A 16,978-nucleotide genomic window follows, 5' to 3' on the forward strand; every position below is an offset into this window, starting at 1 on the left:
TCTGCCTTGCCAGGCATCTCCCCCACGAGGGGGGAGATCGGACGTCACGCGACCTTTCGCCAATCTCCAATGGCCGCAGGAATGAGCGGAGCGCCGAAACCGCCAATCTCCCCCCGTGTGGGGGAGATGTCCGGCAGGACAGAGGGGGCGCGAAGGATCACTACATAATGACCTTTCTGGAACCCTCAGACCTGCGCTTCCGCGTTGTCCTTCTGCCGTTCCGCCCAGTCCTCCAGCCAATCCCGGCTCTGCATTTCGATCAGCCGCGAGGCCGTGCGCTCGAATTCGAACACCTCGTTGCCGCGCCTGGCCGTATAGAGCTCAGGGGGCGAGGCATCGGCGCTTACCACCAGCCGCGTGTGATGATCGTAGAGCGTGTCTATCAGGAGGATGAAGCGCTTGGCCTCGTTGCGCTTGCCTTCGCCCAGCACCGGCACGTGATCGATGAAGACGGTCGAGAAGCGGCCGGCAATGGCCAGGAAATCGCGCGCGCCGAGCGGCTTTTCGCAGAGATCGGCGAAGGAAAACCGCGCCGCATTGCCGGAAGCAGCCGGTATTCTCACCTGCCGCCCCTTGAGCGTCAGCGCGGTCTCGGCCGTTGCCGCCCCGTGCGTCATCGCCTGCCAGGCTTCGTCGAGCATACGATCGGCTTCGGCATCCCCCGGCGTGACATAGACAGGCGTGCGGGCGAGCTTTTCCAGCCGGTAGTCCTTGTCGGCATCGAGCGTCAGCACATGGGCGTGGCGCTCGAGAATGCTGATGAAGGGCAGGAAGAGTTGGCGGTTCAGCCCGTCGCGATAAAGGTCTTGCGGCGCGACATTCGAGGTGGCGACCAGAACCACGCCATTGGCGAACAGCGCCGAAAACAGCCGCGACAGGACCATCGCATCGGCAATGTCGGTGACCGAAAACTCATCGAAGCACAGCACCCAGGCCTGTTCGGCAAGCTGAAGCGCGACCGGCGGGATCGGGTCGTCCTCCTTGACGTCGCCGTTCTTGCGCGCCTGCCGGTGCTTCTGGATGCGGTCCTGCACATCGGCCATGAAGTCGTTGAAATGAACGCGGCGCTTGCGCCTGACCGGCAACAGCTCGAAGAACATATCCATCAGCATGGTCTTGCCGCGACCGACGCCGCCATGAATGTAGAGGCCCTTGACGACCTCGCGCGTCTCGCGCTTGCGGGCAAACAGCCAGCCGAGCGCGCTCGACTTGTGCGCCAGCCGCTTGACCGAGATCTCGTCTGTCAGCCGGTCGAGCGCGGCGGCGATGCGCTCCTGCGCCGCATCGCGCTCGATGGCGCCGGTTGCGACCAGATGGTCGTAGCGCTGCCTGACGGTCGCATGGGTCTGGAGGCCGTCACGCAGATGCATCGGTCACGTCGCTGTCTAGGGATAGGCAGCCTATCTTGTAAGCGATATCGGCAAGCCGTTGGTAGTCTGGCCGTCGAATTTCGAACCGCCCGAGGAATAGAGCCGCGCCAGCGTGCCGCCATTCTCGTCATAGAGCGTCAGCTGCTTGCCGGCGACGTTCCACGATTTGATGCCGTCGATGGGCGGCGGGCAATGCAGCGGCCCGGCGCGGAAGCCGGCGCCGAATTTGGTCTGCGGCGTCGCCACCTTGCAGCTCTGTCCGGACACGCTGGCGTTCCAAACGCCGGCAACGCTCGCAGCGGTAAGGTCGGAGGCTCCGGCCGGCGCCGATCCGTCCGGCGGCAGCGAGGCGACCTGCGCGCCTGCCGGCGCGGTCGGGAATTGCGATGGGTCGGTGGTGCCCGGCGCTGCCGGGGGCGGCAGTTGGCTTCCGCTCACCGTGCCGGCGGGCGCGGGCTGCAGCGGGGCGGGCTGCTGGTCATCCATCGATGAAAAACGCGAGGTCGAACAGCCGCTCGCAACGAGCGCTGCCAGCGATACGGCCATCAGCCCGCTTCTCGAAAAAATCATTCCAACCTCCGTCGGATCCGGCTGGGGGGAAGCCGTCCGCACAATCTCACCCTCACCAAGATGGAGAAGGTGGCGAAATTTCAACCCGATATGGTTAAAATAGGGTTTGCACCACGAATTGTTGTAAATTTGTCGCAAAATGGCTGGCGGACAAAAGGCATGTCTTCGCTCTAGCGCGGTTCCAACCGGTACATTGGTTGCGAAAGCGGCACCGGAGCCCGCAGCAGGTCGGCGCATCGGCGGTCGAGCGCAACTGCCGGCGCAAAACTGACTGAAGCGCTTGAGGCGCAAGGCCTGGCGCGTGAGCGGTTTCGCGCCTTCCGTCCGGGCGAGCTTTGGGACGTTCCCGAGATCGAGCGCGGCTGAAGTCTGCATTTGGCCGTTTACGGCACTGCGGTTTTAGCCGATGTTCTATCGCAACAGGGGGAACAGATGAAATCAATCTTGGCAGTTTTGATCGCGCTGGTAATTTCGACGCCGGCCGCTTTCGCGGGCGAAATCTCCGATCGCGCCGCTGAAGCCGAAAAGGCACTGCAGGCGGGTGATGGCGCCGGCGCGCTGGACAAATTCCGCAGCGCCGAGGACGCTCTGTGGCAAGCGATGCCGCTTGGCGTGCAAAATGTGAAGCATATCCTGTCGGCCAGCGGGTTCGGCGCCTACGCCGAGCGCCCGAACCATGTCTACAAGCCGGGCGAAGAGATTGTGCTTTATATGGAGCCGGTCGGTTACGGCTACGGCTCGGATGGGCTCGGCAACAACCAGATCGCGCTTTACGTTGACCTTACCGTGCTTTCCCAGTCGGGCGAGAAGCTGGGCAGCGTCGAAAAGCTTGGTCGGGTCCAGCTCGCCTCGCGCTCGCATAACCGAGAGATGTTCTTCAAATTAAACGTCTCCCTGGATGGCGTTCCCCCCGGCAAATACCGCGCGGATTTCCTCATGCACGACGAGAACTCGCCAAAGACGGCGCCTTTCACGACCGACTTCGAGATTGCCGAATAGCGCGCCCAGTCGGAAAAAGCCTCGCGGCAACGGAACCAGAGCGCCGCAGATGCGTTCTTAAGCCGGCTGCAGGCCAGTCAATTTGCGAGGCATTGTCCATGATCAAATGGATCATCATTCTTCTCATCGTTGCTGCCGCCGCCAGCCTGCTCGGCATGCCGGCGCTGGCCGGTGCCGCCGCCACCGGCGCGCGCGTGCTGATCGGCATCGTTCTCGTCATCTTCCTGCTGATCGTGCTCGGCGTTTTCGCGGTAACCTAAACGCAGCCCACACTGGTAATTCCCGCCCGTTTCCGCCATATAGCGGCGAAACGTACAGGAATTACCTCAGATCATGGCAGGCACTGCCCCCTTCGCCAAGATGAACGGCATCGGCAACGAAATCATCGTCGCCGACATGCGTGGCCGTGCCGATAGGGTCACGGCGGCGTCGGCTGTCGCGCTGAACGCCGATGCGGCGACCAGGTTCGACCAGATCATGGCGATCCACGATTCGCGCACGCCGGGCACCGCCTTTTACATCGACATTTTGAATTCCGACGGCTCGGGCGCGCAGGCCTGCGGCAACGGCATGCGCTGTGTCGTCCAGGCGCTGGCCGCCGAAACCGGCCAGAAGACTTTCACCTTCGAGACCCGCGCCGGCATCCTCAACGCCGTCGAAAATGCCGACGGCACCATCTCGGTCGACATGGGCACTCCGCGCTTTGGCTGGCAGGACATTCCGCTGGCCGAGGAATTCCGCGACACCCGCATGATCGAGTTGCAGATCGGCCCCATCGACGCGCCGGTGCTGCATTCGCCTTCGGTTCTCTCGATGGGCAACCCTCACGCCATCTTCTGGGTCGACAACGATGTCTGGTCCTACGAACTCGAGCGTTTCGGCCCGCTGCTCGAAAACCATCCGATCTTCCCCGAGCGCGCCAACATCACCATCGCCCAGGTAACGTCGCCGGAGACGATGATCATCCGCACCTGGGAGCGCGGCGCCGGCCTGACCAAGGCTTGCGGCTCGGCCGCTTGCGCTTCCGTCGTCGCCGCTGCCCGCACCCGGCGCACCGGCCGCAGCGTTACGCTGATGACGCCCGGCGGCGGCTCGCTGCATGTGGAATGGCGCGACGACGACCACGTCATCCTGACCGGCGCTGCCGAATGGGAGTTTTCCGGCAATTTCGATCCGTCGACCGGCACCTGGGCCCGCGACACCGAAAGCGCGGCCTGATGTTTGCACTTGCCGATACCAAGGGCCCCAACTCCCAAGGCATAGACGTCGTCACCTTTGGCTGCCGTCTCAACACCTATGAATCCGAAGTGATGCGCCGCGAGGCCGAAAGCGCAGGTCTCGGCGCGCTCAAAGGCGGCGCCATTATCTTCAACACCTGCGCCGTCACCGCCGAAGCGGTGCGCCAGGCCAGGCAGTCGATCAGAAAGGCCCGCCGCGAAAATCCGGCGGCGCGCATCATCGTCACCGGCTGCGCCGCGCAAACCGAACCGCAGAATTTTGCCGCCATGGACGAGGTCGACCTCGTGCTTGGCAACGAAGAGAAGCTGAAGGCCAACTCCTACCGCGCGCTGCCGGATTTCGGCGTCAACGACAGCGAGAAGGCGCGCGTCAACGACATTTTCTCGGTGCGCGAGACCGCCGGACACATGGTCGACGCCATCGAGGGCCGGGCACGTGCTTTCGTCCAGGTGCAGAACGGCTGCGACCATCGCTGCACCTTCTGCATCATCCCCTATGGCCGCGGCAACTCACGCTCGGTGCCGATGGGCGCCGTGGTCGAGCAGGTCAAGCGTCTGGCCGGCAACGGCTATGCCGAGATCGTGCTGACCGGCGTCGACATGACCAGCTTCGGCGCCGGCCTGCCGGGCGCGCCGAAGCTGGGAAAGCTGGTGAAGACCATCCTGAAGCAGGTGCCTGATGTGAAGCGGCTGCGGCTGTCCTCAATCGATTCGATCGAGGCGGATGATGATCTGCTCGACGCCATCGCCACCGAACCCAGGCTGATGCCGCATCTGCATCTGTCGCTGCAATCAGGTGACGACATGATCCTGAAGCGCATGAAGCGCAGGCATTTGCGCGACCAGTCGATCCGCTTCTGCGAGGATGTGCGCAAGCTGCGCCCCGAAATCGTCTTCGGCGCCGACATCATCGCCGGCTTCCCGACCGAGACCGAGGAAATGTTCGAGAATTCGACAAAAATTGTCGAGGAGTGCGGGCTGACTCATCTGCATGTATTTCCGTTTTCACCGCGCGAAGGCACGCCCGCCGCGCGCATGCCGCAAGTCCGCCGCGAACTGGTCAAGCAGCGGGCGGCCCGGCTGCGCGCCGTCGGCGAGGCCGCCTATCGCCGCCATTTGTCATCACTCCCGGGAACGCGCCAGTCGATCCTGGTCGAGCGCGACGGCCTCGGCCGCACCGAAGGGTTCACGCTTGCGGCGCTCGACACGGGCGCGCCGGGCGAGATCGTCGAGGCAGACATCACCGGCCATGACGGCGCGCGCCTGATAGCAGCCCCGCTCACTGCCCGCGCCGCCTGAGACGATTGAAGCATGGCCGGTTTTTTCAAGAACATATTTTCGTTCGGCAAGAAGGAAGTCGTCGAGGAGCGCATCGACGAAACCGCTCCCCTGCCGCCGATCAAATGGGATGCGCTTGAGGCGCTGAAGCCGGCGGCCGAGCAGGTCGTTCCGGAGTTCTTGAAGCGCGAGGAGCCCGAGCCGCCGACGCCCCACCCTCCCCTCGATGGGGAGGGTCGCCACGAAGTGGCGGGGAGGGGTGAGAGCGCCGACGCCGGCGCCACTCACCCCCACCCCCAAGCTTCGCTTGGGACCTCCCCCATCGAGGGGGAGGTAAAGCCTGCGCCGCAGTCGGCGCCAGAAGAACCGAAGCCCGAACCCGCGCCGACCATCCCGCCCGCGCCGGAACCGGTCGTCCCATCCGAGCCGGAACCGTTGCCGGAGCCCGCGCCGGTAGAAGAACCGCAGCCTGAGCCGGAGATACCCGAGCCGCCTGCACCGGAAGAAGTTCCTGCGCCGCCAGCCGTTCCGGAGCCGGCTCCCGAGCCGCAGCCCCAAGAAGTGCCGCCGGCGCCGGCCGAGCCGGAGATCGAACCATCGCGTCCGGAACCGCAGCTGGAGCCCGCTCCCGTCGAAGTGCCGACGCCTGCCGAGACTCCAGCAGAACCGGCCGCCCCGATCGAAGTGCCGCAACCGTCCGCGCCTCCCGCACAGCCTACCTCAGAGGTCAGCGCCGCCCCTCATCCGCCTGCCGGCACCTTCTCCCCGTATAGCCACGGGGAGAAGGACGAGGCGCCCCACCCTCCCCTCGATGGGGAGGGTCGACGCGAAGCGGCGGGGTGGGGTGATGGCGCCGACGCCAGCGCAAATCACCCCCACCCCCAAGCTTCGCTTGGGACCTCCCCCATCAAGGGGGAGGTAAAGCGCACGTCGGTTGAAGCTGTACCCGCGCCGGTCGAAGCCAAGACCATCGTTGCCGAGCTAGCGCCCGCGCCGGCCCCGCAACCTTCGCCACAGTCAAAACCAGCTCCCGGCAAAGTCACCGTCACCAAAAAGGTCGAGCAGAAAGCCGAGCCGCAAAAGGCGCCCGAACCGGCGCCGCGACGCTCCTGGTTCCAGCGCATGCGCGACGGGCTTGCCCGCTCCTCGAAAGAACTCACCGGCAACATTGCCGGCGTCTTCACCAAGCGAAAGCTCGACGAAGAGACGCTACAGGACCTCGAAGACGTGCTGATCCGCGCCGATCTCGGCATGGAAACAGCCTTGCGCGTCACCGATGCGCTCGCCGCCAGCCGCTATGGCAAGGATGTCTCCGACGCGGATGTCCGCACCATCATGGCGGCCGAGGTGGAGAAGGTGCTGGCCCATGTCGCCATGCCGCTGGAGCTCGACCTGTCGCACAAGCCGCATGTCATTCTGGTGGTCGGCGTCAACGGCACCGGCAAGACCACGACCATCGGCAAGCTCGCCGCCAAACTGACCGATGGTGGCCTGTCGGTGATGCTGGCCGCCGGCGACACGTTTCGCGCTGCAGCCATCGAGCAGCTGAAGATCTGGGGCGAGAGGACGAAGTCGCCGGTCATCGCCTCGAAGATAGGCGCGGATGCCGCCGGCCTCGCCTACGACGCTTTCGAACGCGCCAAGGAGGCCGGCTCCGACGTGCTGATCATCGACACCGCCGGCCGGCTGCAAAACAAGACCGAACTGATGGCGGAGCTGGAAAAGATCGTGCGCGTGCTGGGCAAGCTCGATCCGGAAGCGCCGCATACCGTGCTGCAGACGGTCGACGCCACCACCGGCCAGAATGCGCTCAATCAGGTCGAGATCTTCCGCAATGTCGCCGGCGTCAACGGCCTGGTGATGACCAAGCTGGACGGCACGGCGCGCGGCGGTATTCTGGTCGCGATCGCGGCAAAGCACAAACTGCCGGTCTACTTCATCGGCGTCGGCGAACAGGTCGACGACCTCGAACCATTCTCGGCCAGCGAATTCGCCAGGGCGATCGCGGGCGTAGCGTAAAAAGCACGATCCCGAAGAGCTGCAGGCTTTTTTGGACAAGATCATGCGTCAGAAGGAAGTCATGAACCCTCCCATCCTCGAACGCGACCCGTCCGACCCGCGAAAGAAGAAAGAAAGCGTCAATCCGCTGCTCAAGCTGGTGCTGGAACTCGGGCCGCTGATGGTGTTCTTCTTCGCCAATGCACGCGGCGCCTGGCTGGTGCAGAAATTTCCTGTCCTGGCCGAATTCGGCGGGCCGATCTTCGTCGCCACCGGCCTGTTCATGGCGGCGACGGCGATCGCGCTGATCGCCTCCTGGCTGCTGCTGCGCACCTTGCCGATCATGCCGATGGTCTCGGGCGTCGTCGTCTTCATCTTCGGCGCGCTGACGCTCTATCTGCAGGACGACGTGTTCATCAAGATGAAGCCGACCATCGTCAACACCCTGTTCGGCGGCGTGCTGCTCGGCGGTCTGTATTTCGGCCGATCGCTGCTCGGCTATGTCTTCGATTCGGCCTTTCGCCTCGATGCCGAAGGCTGGCGCAAGCTGACTTTCCGCTGGGGCCTGTTCTTCCTGTTCCTGGCTCTTGCCAATGAAGTGGTGTGGCGGAATTTTTCCACCGACTTCTGGGTTACCTTCAAGGTCTGGGGCATCATGCCGATCACCCTGTTGTTCACCTTCAGCCAGATGCCGCTGATCCTGCACCATTCGATCGAGGATAAGGCCGAGAAGGTGGAAGAAGCCGGCAAGTAGAGCAATTCCAGGAAAAGTGTGAAGCGGTTTTCCGTCCGGAATTGCGTCCGAATAAACGGAGACGGCCATGGAATTCGTCACCACGCGCGACGAGCTGAGGACGATCTACAAGACCCCGCGGCCGACCGACGCCTCAATGCGCAAGGAACTCCGGGCGCTTGACGGCCACTGCCGCTCCTTCATCGGCAAGAGCCCTTTCGTGCTGATCGGTTCTTCCGACGGCGCCGGCAATGCCGACGTGACGCCGAAAGGCGACAGGCCGGGCTTTGCCCTTGTCCTCGACGACAGGACCATCGCCATTCCCGACCGGCCCGGCAACAACCGGCTGGACACGCTGGAAAACATCCTGCTCAACCCTTCGGTCGGGCTGCTTTTTCTCATCCCCGGCATGAACGAGACGCTGCGCATCAATGGCGACGCCCGCATAACCGTCGATGCCGGTTTGCGCGAGCGCCTCGCCGTCGACGGCAAGCAACCGCAAAGCGTCGTCGTGGTGAGCGTCAAGGCCGCTTACATGCACTGCGCCAAGGCCTTCATGCGCTCCGAATTGTGGAAGCCGGACAGCTGGCACGACCGCGCGACGTTGCCGACGCTCGGTCAGATCCTGTCCGATCAGATGGCGCATGCCGAAACTGCCGACGATTTCGACCGCTCGCTGGACGAAGCCTACAGCAAGACCCTGTGGTAGATTTCGGGTACGATTCGCCATTGCGGTCCTTTGCCGGTTTTCGCTAGCCCTGTTTGCCCTTGATCGAACTCCTCGCCATCTCCGGCAGCCTGCGCGCCGCCTCGACCAATTCGGCGCTGCTGGCGGCGCTGTCCGCGAACGCGCCTTCGGATTGCCGCGTAACTGTCTATGACGGGCTCGGCCTGCTGCCGATCTTCAACCCGGATGACGAAGGCGAGCGCACACCGGCTGAGGCCATGCGGCTGATCGAGGCCGTCACCAGCGCCGACGGCATCATCCTCTCCTGCCCCGAATATGCCCATGGCGTGCCCGGCGGCATGAAAAACGCGCTCGACTGGCTGGTCTCGCGCGACGCCGCAGTCGCCAAGCCCGCCATGCTGGCCCACGCCTCCGCGCGCTCGCTCTACGCCCGCGCCGCGCTGGCCGAGATCATGCGCACCATGTCGTTCGCGCTTTGTGAGAATGCGGTTCTGGAGATTGCCTTGCTCGGCAAGAAACCGCCGGAGATAGAAGCGATCCTAGGAGAGGACGAGAACCTGCGGGCCATGCGCGAAGCGGTGCAGGTTTTCGCGAGTTTTATACGCGCAAACGTTGCCTCGTCATCCTAGGGCGGAGCAAGGAGCGAAGCGACGCGGCGCAGACCCTAGGATGACGAACGAAAGGGTGCGGCGCACCCCAACGTGCCGCAGTGCTACCCCTTCCGCAACGTCTCGACATCGGTCCCACCGACATACCAGTCGCGCGCGTTGACCTCTTCGAACACCACCCAGACGTCGTCATTGCTAAGCCCGGTGGCGTCCATGATGGCCGCCGTGACCTTTTTGGCAATGTCGGCCTTCTTGCCAGCGGGATCAGCGGCGATCACTTCCTTGACGATGCGGATGTTGACGAATGGCATGATGTCCTCCCTTGAATTGTGTCTGATACCGCCGCGCCGCGGCTCCGAAATCCGCTCCGGCGAACCGCTTGGCGGTGGTTCCGGCGGCCGCAGCGCAACAGGCGCCGCCGGCAGGCGCAGAAACGCCATCAAGGCCGCCAGAGAAGCGTTTGCAGCAGCCTCAATACGTCTTCGCCCCGTTCACCATCAGCCGCACCATGTAGAGCGACGTGGTGCCGGCGATGTAGAGGCAGTTCAGCTTGTTGCCGCCGAACACGCAATTGGCGGTCACTTCCGGCACCTTGACCTTGCCGATCAGCGTGCCGTCGGGATCGTAGCAATGGATGCCGTCGGCGGCACTGGTCCAGATGCGGCCGGCCTCGTCGAGCCGGAAGCCGTCGAATAGGCCGGCCGTGCAGTCAGCGAACACCTTCCCGCCCGAGACCTTCTTGCCGTGCTTGCCGACGTTGAAGACCCGCATATGCGCGGGGTTCTGCGCGCCATGGGTGCGGCCGGTGTCGACGACATAGAGCTGGCTTTCATCCAGTGAAAAGGCAAGCCCGTTCGGCCGGACCATGTCGGTGATGACGGCCTCGACCTCGCCCGTATCCGGATCGACCCGGTAGACATTGCAAGCGCCGATCTCGCTTTCGGCCTTGTCGCCCTCATAGTCGGTGTCGATGCCGTAGCTCGGATCGGTGAACCAGATCGAGCCGTCGGATTTCACGACCGCGTCATTGGGCGAATTCAGCCGCTTGCCTTTCCATTCGGCCGCGATGGTGGTGACGGAACCGTCATGCTCGGTGCGGCTGACGCGGCGGCCGGAATGCTCGCACGTCACCAGTCGGCCCTGGCGGTCGACGGTGTTGCCGTTGGAATTGCCGGAGGGCTGACGGAAGACGCTGACATTGCCGTCGGTCTCGTCATAGCGCAGCATGCGGTTGTTGGGGATGTCGGACCAGACGACATAGCGGCCGGCGGCGAACCAGGCCGGCCCTTCCGCCCACTGACATCCGGTAAACAGCTTTTCCACCTGGGCGTTGCCGTTGAACAGCCGCGCGAAACGCGGATCCAGAATTTCGTAATAGTCTGCGGTCGCCATGCATTTCCTCCGGGCATCACGTGACGCGCGGATCAAGCCAGCCTGCGGGCGCGATGGCAAGGTGGCGCAGGCGCAATTTGTAAGACAAAAGGTGCCCGGCCGGCATGGCCCGCCAGCCTGTCCGGCCGTTTATGGTGCTGTAGCGCTGTATTAACCCGCTATGCGCCCTGTGCAATGGTGCATTGCAACATCTTCTTTTTGCATCGCACCATTCCTATGTCATGGTGCGAACGACCAAGGGAGGAACAAATTCACCGCTGATATGCGGCACGAAAGGACCCTTGCTATGGCTTTTGACAACCTCTTCTCCCGCGCGCGCTCCTCGATGGCCAAGCGCCGCCACTACAACCGCCTCGTCGCGGAAATCGAAAACCTGACGAGCCGCGATCTGGCCGACCTGCGCGCCGACCGCTCGGAAATGCTCTACCAGGTCCACAGGCAGATCTACGGCTGAGCATTTCAGACCTCAGCGGGGCACCGCCCCCTCACCCGGATTGCCAAACCGAATTGCATGAGCAATTCGGGCAATCCGACCTCTCCCCCCGGGGAGAGGAGCTAGCCTGTGCCGATGCTTCCCTCTTCTCCCCCACGGGGAGGAGGGGGCCGCGTAGCGGCCCGATGAGGGGGCATGGCGCCAACGTCAGCCCGGTGCCGCGAGCGCCTTTTCAATCTGCGGCAACAGAACATCCCTCGCCGACTCCCCTGTCAGCGGCCCGACATGCTTGTAGGCAATCTTGCCGTCCTTGCCGATGACGAAGGTTTCCGGCACGCCGTAGACGCCCCAGTCGATGGCCGTGCGGCCGGCCTCGTCGACACCTATCGCCTGGAACGGATTGCCGAGATCACCAAGGAACCGGCGCGCGTTTTGCGCTTGGTCCTTGTAGTTTAGCGCGGCCATGACGAAGCGCTTGTCCTGCGACAGCTGCAAGAGCACCGGATGCTCTTCCCGGCACGGCGCGCACCACGATGCAAAGACGTTGACCAGCGTTACCTTGCCGGCGAAGGCTTTCGAATCCAGCCCGGGCAGGTTTGACCCTTCCAGCGCCGGCAGGTTGGTCTGCGGCGCCGGCAGGCCGATCAGCGCCGACGGCACTGCCGCCTCATCGCGTCCCGACAAAAGCTGCGACAGGAACAATCCGGCGAGGCCGAGAAAAACCAGCAGCGGCAACAGCACGATCAGGCGGCGGCGCGGCGACGCCGGCGTTTCGCTTTCCGTGCTCATGGCTTGCTGGCCCCAGTGCTGGCCCCAGTACCGGCTTTGTCCGAGCGACGCCGCACGCCGGCCGCTTCGAGGTCTGCCAGTTCGCGCTTGCGGGTCCGCTGGTCGAGCAGGATCCAGCCGATCAGCCCGGCCAGCACGATCACCGTGATGCCATAGGCGGCCGCGACATAGAGTGCGTGTGCACTCATGCGCTTCGCTCCCCTTCCACCGTCACTTCGTCGTGCTCGATCATGGCCTTCCCATAGCTTTGCGGCTTTCTTAGCTTTGCGGCTGGGGCTTCGCAATTGATCGTCGCGCCGCAGCGGTCATATCAATCCGTTCCATGCCGCAGCGCCAGTGCTGCCGCCACCGGACCCAGCACGGCAAGAAACAGCGTCAGCGCGGCAAGAATGAGGAAGGGCTGCAGGAACGGATCAGGATCGGCCACCGCGCCGTAGCTCGCCGACACCCCGAAGATCAGCACCGGGATCGTCAGCGGCAGCACCAGCACCGAGATCAGCAGCCCGCCACGCGGCAGCGCCACCGCCACCGCCGCGCCGACCGCGCCGATGAAAGTGATCGCCGGCGTGCCGACCAGCAGCGTGAGCGCGGTGGCGCCGATGCTGAGCGGCTCCATGTTCATGAACAGGCTCAGCAGAGGTGCCGCAACCACCAGCGGCAGAACGCTGCCCGCCCAATGCGCCAGGCACTTCACCAGCACCGTCAACGCCAGCATGTGGCGGTCATTGCCCAGCACCAGAAGATCGAGCGACCCGTCTTCGCGATCGGCCTGAAACAGCCGGTCGAGGCCGAGCAGGCAGGCGAGCAGAGCGCCGATCCAAAGGATCGCCGGACCGATGCGGGCGAGCAGCTTCAGGTCCGGTCCGACACCGAAGGGGATGGTGGCGATGACGGCGAGGAAGAAGATGACGCCGGTGAGCGCTCCGCCGCCGGCGCGGACGGAGAGGCGGATGTCGCGCAGGAAGAGGGCTAGCATTGCCAAGCCGCGCCTGCGGTTTGATCGCCATCTTGCCGAAGGTGGCGTTCCTTCACACCCCCCTCTGTCCTCCCGGACATCTCCCCCGCAAGGGGGGAGATTGGCAGCTCCACTGCTGACGCCTCTTTTTCAATGCCGGTGATTGGCGAAAGCCGGCATGACATCTGATCTCCCCCCCTGCGGGGGAGATGCCCGGCAGGGCAGAGGGGGGTGGGCGGGAATGCCGACATCACCCTGTTGCTCCCATCCTCAATTCCTTCGCCCCATCCAATCCGAGCGGCAAATGCGTCGCCGCGACAATGATTCCACCTTCTGCGCAATGCCTCGTCATCAGCCCCGCAAACCGCGCCTCCGAAGCCTTGTCCAGCCCGGCCGTCGGCTCATCCAGCAGCCACAGCGGCTTATGACTGACCAGCAATTTCGCAATTGCCGCGCGCCGCCTTTGCCCGGTCGACAGATAGCCGAAAGGCAGATGGCCGATGCCGCCGAGACCAACCGTCTCCAGCGCCTCTTCGACACCCGACTGCCCATCGCCGTTGAAATCGCGCCAGAAGCGCAGATTCTCCGCCACGCTGAGCGCCGTCTTCATTGCATTGAGGTGGCCGAGATAGTGGACCGCCGAAGCGATCGTCGGAAACGTCTCGCCGCCGCCCTCGATGCGCACGTCGCCTTGCGCCTTCGGCAGCAGCCCGGCGATGACCCTGAGCAGCGTCGATTTGCCCGAACCGTTCGGCCCGGTGACGACCAGCACCTGGCCCTTGTCGAGCGCAAAACCGATGCCGGAAAAGACCGTCTCGCCGCCGCGTTCGCCGCCCAGATTTTCGGCAATCAGCCGCATGCCTGCCCGTCCCGAAAACTTTACCGCGCGATAGCTGCCGCATCGCACAAATTTGCTCCGCAACTGTCTAGAACTATTCCAGAAAATTCTCTATATGCGGGACATCCGTGCCAGCGGTCGGCACGGGAACAGAATTTGCGCCGAACCAGCGCACGCGCCGCCTTGAACGGCTCGGGTTGGCTGGGAACGGACAGCGGAAATGGCCGTACCCGCACCTTTGCGCGTGATTGCATGCCCATCGGCGTCCGTTCCCTTTCAGGCTGAACAGACAAGGACGGACCGCACGTGTCAAAATCCCTCGACAGTTTCAATTGCCGCCGCACCCTCACCGTGGGTGGCGCGGACTATGTCTATTACAATCTGGTCGAGGCCGAGAGGAACGGCCTCACCGGCATTGCCCATCTGCCTTATTCGATGAAGGTGCTGCTGGAAAACCTTTTGCGCAATGAAGACGGCCGCTCCGTCACCAAGGACTCTATCCAGGCTGTGGCCGGCTGGCTGACGGACAAGGGCACCGCCGGCGTCGAGATCGCCTATCGCCCGGCGCGTGTCCTGATGCAGGATTTCACCGGCGTCCCGGCGGTGGTCGACCTTGCCGCCATGCGCGACGGCCTCAAGGCGCTCGGCGGGGATCCGCAGAAGATCAATCCGCTGGTGCCGGTCGACCTCGTCATCGACCACTCCGTCATCGTCGACGAATTCGGCACGCCACTGGCCTTTGCCAGGAATGTCGAGCTCGAATATGAGCGCAACGAAGAGCGCTATAAATTCCTGAAATGGGGCCAGCAGGCGTTCCGCAATTTTCGCGTCGTGCCGCCCGGCACCGGCATCTGCCATCAGGTCAACCTCGAATATCTCGGTCAGGTCGTCTGGACCAACACGGAAGACGGCGAAACGACCGCCTATCCCGACACCTGCGTCGGCACCGATTCGCACACCACCATGATCAATGGCCTTGGCGTGCTCGGCTGGGGCGTCGGCGGTATCGAGGCCGAGGCGGCGATGCTCGGCCAGCCGGTTTCCATGCTGTTGCCCGAAGTCATCGGCTTCCGCCTTACCGGCAAACTCAGGGAAGGCATCACCGCCACTGACCTGGTGCTGACCGTCACCCAGATGCTGCGCAAGAAGGGCGTCGTCGGCAAGTTCGTCGAGTTCTTCGGCCCGGGCCTGTCCAACATGACGCTGGCCGACCGCGCCACGATCGGCAACATGGCGCCCGAATATGGCGCCACCTGCGGCTTCTTCCCGGTCGACGGCGAGACCATCCGCTACCTCACAATGTCGGGCCGCGAGGAAAGCCGCATCGCCCTGGTCGAGGCCTATTCCAAGGCGCAAGGCATGTGGCGTGACGCCGGCTCGGCCGACCCTGTCTTCACTGACCTGCTCGAACTCGAGCTCGACAGCGTCGTGCCGTCGATGGCAGGTCCCAAGCGCCCCGAAGGCCGCGTTCCGCTCGAAGGCATTCCGGCCGGCTTCGCAAAGGCGATGGAAACCGAGTACAAGAAGGCTGCCGAAATCCACAAGCGCTATGCCGTCGAAGGCACCGACCATGATCTCGGTCATGGCGATGTCGTCATTGCCGCCATCACGTCCTGCACCAACACCTCCAACCCGAGCGTGCTGATCGGCGCCGGCCTCTTGGCGCGCAACGCCAACCGGCTCGGCCTCAAGCAGAAGCCGTGGGTGAAGACCTCGCTGGCGCCGGGCAGCCAGGTGGTCGCCGAATATCTGGAAAAGTCCGGCCTGCAGAAGGAGCTCGACCAGATCGGCTTCAACCTGGTTGGTTTCGGCTGCACCACCTGCATCGGCAATTCGGGCCCGTTGCCAGCGCCGATCTCCAAGACCATCAACGATAAGGGCCTGATCGCCGCCGCGGTGCTCTCCGGCAACCGCAATTTCGAAGGCCGCGTTTCGCCTGACGTGCAGGCGAACTATCTGGCGTCGCCGCCGCTGGTGGTAGCCCATGCTTTGGCCGGCACCGTCACCAAGGACCTGACCACCGAGCCACTCGGCGAAGGCCGTGACGGCAAGCCGGTCTATCTCAGGGATATCTGGCCGAGTTCGGCCGAGATCCAGGAGTTCATCGAGAAGAACGTCACACGTGAGCTGTTCGCCCGCAAATATGCCGACGTCTTCAAGGGCGACGAATACTGGCAGAACGTCAAGGCGCCGGAAGGCCAGACCTATGCCTGGGACGACAACTCGACCTATGTGCAGAACCCGCCCTATTTCGCCGGCATGACCTCCGGTTTCGGCAAGATCGGCGACATCAAGGGCGCGCGCGTGCTCGGCCTGTTCGGCGACAAGATCACCACCGATCACATCTCACCGGCGGGTTCGATCAAGGCCGCTTCCCCGGCCGGCAAATACCTCACCGACCATGGCGTCGGCGTTGCCGACTTCAACCAGTACGGCACAAGGCGCGGCAACCATGAGGTGATGATGCGCGGCACCTTCGCCAACATCCGCATCCGCAACCATATGCTGGGCGAGAACGGCCGCGAGGGCGGCTACACCATCCACTACCCGTCGAAGGAAGAGGAATCGATCTACGACGCGGCGATGAGGTACAAAAAGGAAGGCGTGCCGCTGGTCATCTTCGCCGGCGTCGAATACGGCAACGGCTCCTCCCGCGACTGGGCAGCTAAAGGAACGAATCTCCTCGGTGTCCGTGCCGTCATCGCCCAGTCCTTCGAGCGCATCCATCGCTCCAACCTGGTCGGCATGGGCGTCATCCCCTTCGTCTTCGAGGAAGGCACCTCATGGGCCTCGCTCAACCTCAAGGGTGACGAGCTGGTCGAGATCGACGGCATAAGCACCATCAAGCCACGCCAGACGATGATCGCCAAGGTGACCTATGGCGACGGCACCGTGAAGAACGTGCCGATCATCTGCCGCATCGATACGCTGGACGAACTCGACTACTTCAAGAATGGCGGCATTTTGCAATACGTGCTGCGCGATCTGGCCGCGTAGCGGCCAGGGCTTAGGCAGTAGGGATTGGGCGGTAGCGGGGAACGACATCCCCTACTCCCTACTCCCTACTCCCTACTCCCTACTCCCAGTCT

18 protein-coding genes are annotated in these 16,978 nt (G+C 63.8%); 10 read left to right on the plus strand and 8 right to left on the minus strand.

Annotated elements, in window-relative coordinates; genetic code table 11:
• Positions 1–185 precede the first annotated feature (185 nt).
• Positions 186–1,370 (minus strand): cell division protein ZapE, encoded by a 1,185-nt coding sequence (zapE, locus tag NLY44_RS21655; RefSeq protein ID WP_023805929.1) that lies wholly within the window; start codon positions 1,368–1,370, stop codon positions 186–188.
• A gap of 30 nt (positions 1,371–1,400) precedes the next feature.
• Positions 1,401–1,940, minus strand: coding sequence for a protease inhibitor Inh/omp19 family protein (locus NLY44_RS21660; RefSeq protein ID WP_023687689.1), 540 nt, complete (start codon positions 1,938–1,940; stop codon positions 1,401–1,403).
• 375 nt (positions 1,941–2,315) lie between these two features.
• On the opposite strand from NLY44_RS21660, the gene NLY44_RS21665 reads away from it, so the two are divergent.
• From NLY44_RS21665 to NLY44_RS21700, 8 genes are all read left to right on the plus strand, one after another.
• Entirely contained in the window at positions 2,316–2,939 is a 624-nt protein-coding gene (locus tag NLY44_RS21665) for a hypothetical protein (RefSeq protein ID WP_245263842.1), read from the plus strand.
• Between the two features lie 98 nt (positions 2,940–3,037).
• Complete coding sequence (locus NLY44_RS21670; RefSeq protein WP_023683859.1) at positions 3,038–3,199, plus strand: DUF1328 family protein; 162 nt, start codon at positions 3,038–3,040, stop codon at positions 3,197–3,199.
• 73 nt (positions 3,200–3,272) lie between these two features.
• The gene (gene dapF, locus NLY44_RS21675; protein WP_023805928.1) at positions 3,273–4,157 is read left to right on the plus strand and encodes a diaminopimelate epimerase; all 885 of its coding nucleotides are present in this window, start codon (positions 3,273–3,275) and stop codon (positions 4,155–4,157) included.
• Positions 4,157–5,476, plus strand: coding sequence for a tRNA (N(6)-L-threonylcarbamoyladenosine(37)-C(2))-methylthiotransferase MtaB (mtaB, locus tag NLY44_RS21680; RefSeq protein WP_031356115.1), 1,320 nt, complete (start codon positions 4,157–4,159; stop codon positions 5,474–5,476). Before dapF ends, mtaB begins: the two co-directional genes overlap by 1 nt.
• Positions 5,477–5,488: 12 nt before the next feature.
• Positions 5,489–7,474, plus strand: a complete 1,986-nt coding sequence (gene ftsY, locus NLY44_RS21685; protein WP_023805927.1) for a signal recognition particle-docking protein FtsY — start codon at positions 5,489–5,491, stop codon at positions 7,472–7,474.
• Positions 7,475–7,535: 61 nt separating this feature from the next.
• Complete coding sequence (locus tag NLY44_RS21690; RefSeq protein WP_023687683.1) at positions 7,536–8,207, plus strand: septation protein A; 672 nt, start codon at positions 7,536–7,538, stop codon at positions 8,205–8,207.
• Positions 8,208–8,274: 67 nt separating this feature from the next.
• The gene (locus NLY44_RS21695; protein WP_023687682.1) at positions 8,275–8,895 is read left to right on the plus strand and encodes a pyridoxamine 5'-phosphate oxidase family protein; all 621 of its coding nucleotides are present in this window, start codon (positions 8,275–8,277) and stop codon (positions 8,893–8,895) included.
• 59 nt (positions 8,896–8,954) lie between these two features.
• A complete protein-coding gene (locus tag NLY44_RS21700; protein WP_023687681.1) occupies positions 8,955–9,503 on the plus strand; it encodes an NADPH-dependent FMN reductase in 549 nt (182 codons plus the stop codon).
• 83 nt (positions 9,504–9,586) lie between these two features.
• On the opposite strand, the gene NLY44_RS33000 is transcribed toward NLY44_RS21700, so the two are convergent.
• Both NLY44_RS33000 and NLY44_RS21710 read right to left on the minus strand, forming a co-directional pair.
• Positions 9,587–9,793, minus strand: a complete 207-nt coding sequence (locus NLY44_RS33000; RefSeq protein ID WP_023805926.1) for a tautomerase family protein — start codon at positions 9,791–9,793, stop codon at positions 9,587–9,589.
• Between the two features lie 160 nt (positions 9,794–9,953).
• Positions 9,954–10,874 (minus strand): SMP-30/gluconolactonase/LRE family protein, encoded by a 921-nt coding sequence (locus NLY44_RS21710; RefSeq protein WP_023671738.1) that lies wholly within the window; start codon positions 10,872–10,874, stop codon positions 9,954–9,956.
• Between the two features lie 286 nt (positions 10,875–11,160).
• On the opposite strand from NLY44_RS21710, the gene NLY44_RS21715 reads away from it, so the two are divergent.
• The gene (locus tag NLY44_RS21715; protein ID WP_023687680.1) at positions 11,161–11,328 is read left to right on the plus strand and encodes a hypothetical protein; all 168 of its coding nucleotides are present in this window, start codon (positions 11,161–11,163) and stop codon (positions 11,326–11,328) included.
• Between the two features lie 186 nt (positions 11,329–11,514).
• Here NLY44_RS21715 and NLY44_RS21720 read toward each other — a convergent pair whose 3' ends face one another.
• The 4 genes from NLY44_RS21720 to ccmA all read right to left on the minus strand — a co-directional run bounded on the left by NLY44_RS21720 (position 11,515) and on the right by ccmA (position 13,910).
• On the minus strand, positions 11,515–12,096 hold the full coding sequence (locus NLY44_RS21720) for a DsbE family thiol:disulfide interchange protein (protein ID WP_023687679.1): 582 nt from the start codon (positions 12,094–12,096) through the stop codon (positions 11,515–11,517).
• On the minus strand, positions 12,093–12,284 hold the full coding sequence (gene ccmD, locus NLY44_RS21725; RefSeq protein ID WP_023671735.1) for a heme exporter protein CcmD: 192 nt from the start codon (positions 12,282–12,284) through the stop codon (positions 12,093–12,095). The genes NLY44_RS21720 and ccmD overlap by 4 nt, the downstream gene beginning before the upstream one ends.
• A 122-nt stretch (positions 12,285–12,406) precedes the next feature.
• Positions 12,407–13,072 carry a heme exporter protein CcmB gene (gene ccmB / locus NLY44_RS21730; RefSeq protein WP_023687678.1) on the minus strand — a complete coding sequence of 222 codons (666 nt, stop codon included), beginning with the start codon at positions 13,070–13,072 and terminating at the stop codon, positions 12,407–12,409.
• 229 nt (positions 13,073–13,301) lie between these two features.
• On the minus strand, positions 13,302–13,910 hold the full coding sequence (gene ccmA / locus NLY44_RS21735; RefSeq protein WP_023687677.1) for a heme ABC exporter ATP-binding protein CcmA: 609 nt from the start codon (positions 13,908–13,910) through the stop codon (positions 13,302–13,304).
• Between the two features lie 285 nt (positions 13,911–14,195).
• Here ccmA and acnA point away from each other — a divergent pair, with 285 nt between their 5' ends.
• On the plus strand, positions 14,196–16,886 hold the full coding sequence (gene acnA, locus NLY44_RS21740; protein WP_023687676.1) for an aconitate hydratase AcnA: 2,691 nt from the start codon (positions 14,196–14,198) through the stop codon (positions 16,884–16,886).
• The last annotated feature ends 92 nt before the right edge of the window (positions 16,887–16,978 follow it).

It is taken from the genome of Mesorhizobium sp. C089B, assembly GCF_030323125.1.
In the GTDB taxonomy this organism is placed as follows: Bacteria; Pseudomonadota; Alphaproteobacteria; order Rhizobiales; family Rhizobiaceae; genus Mesorhizobium.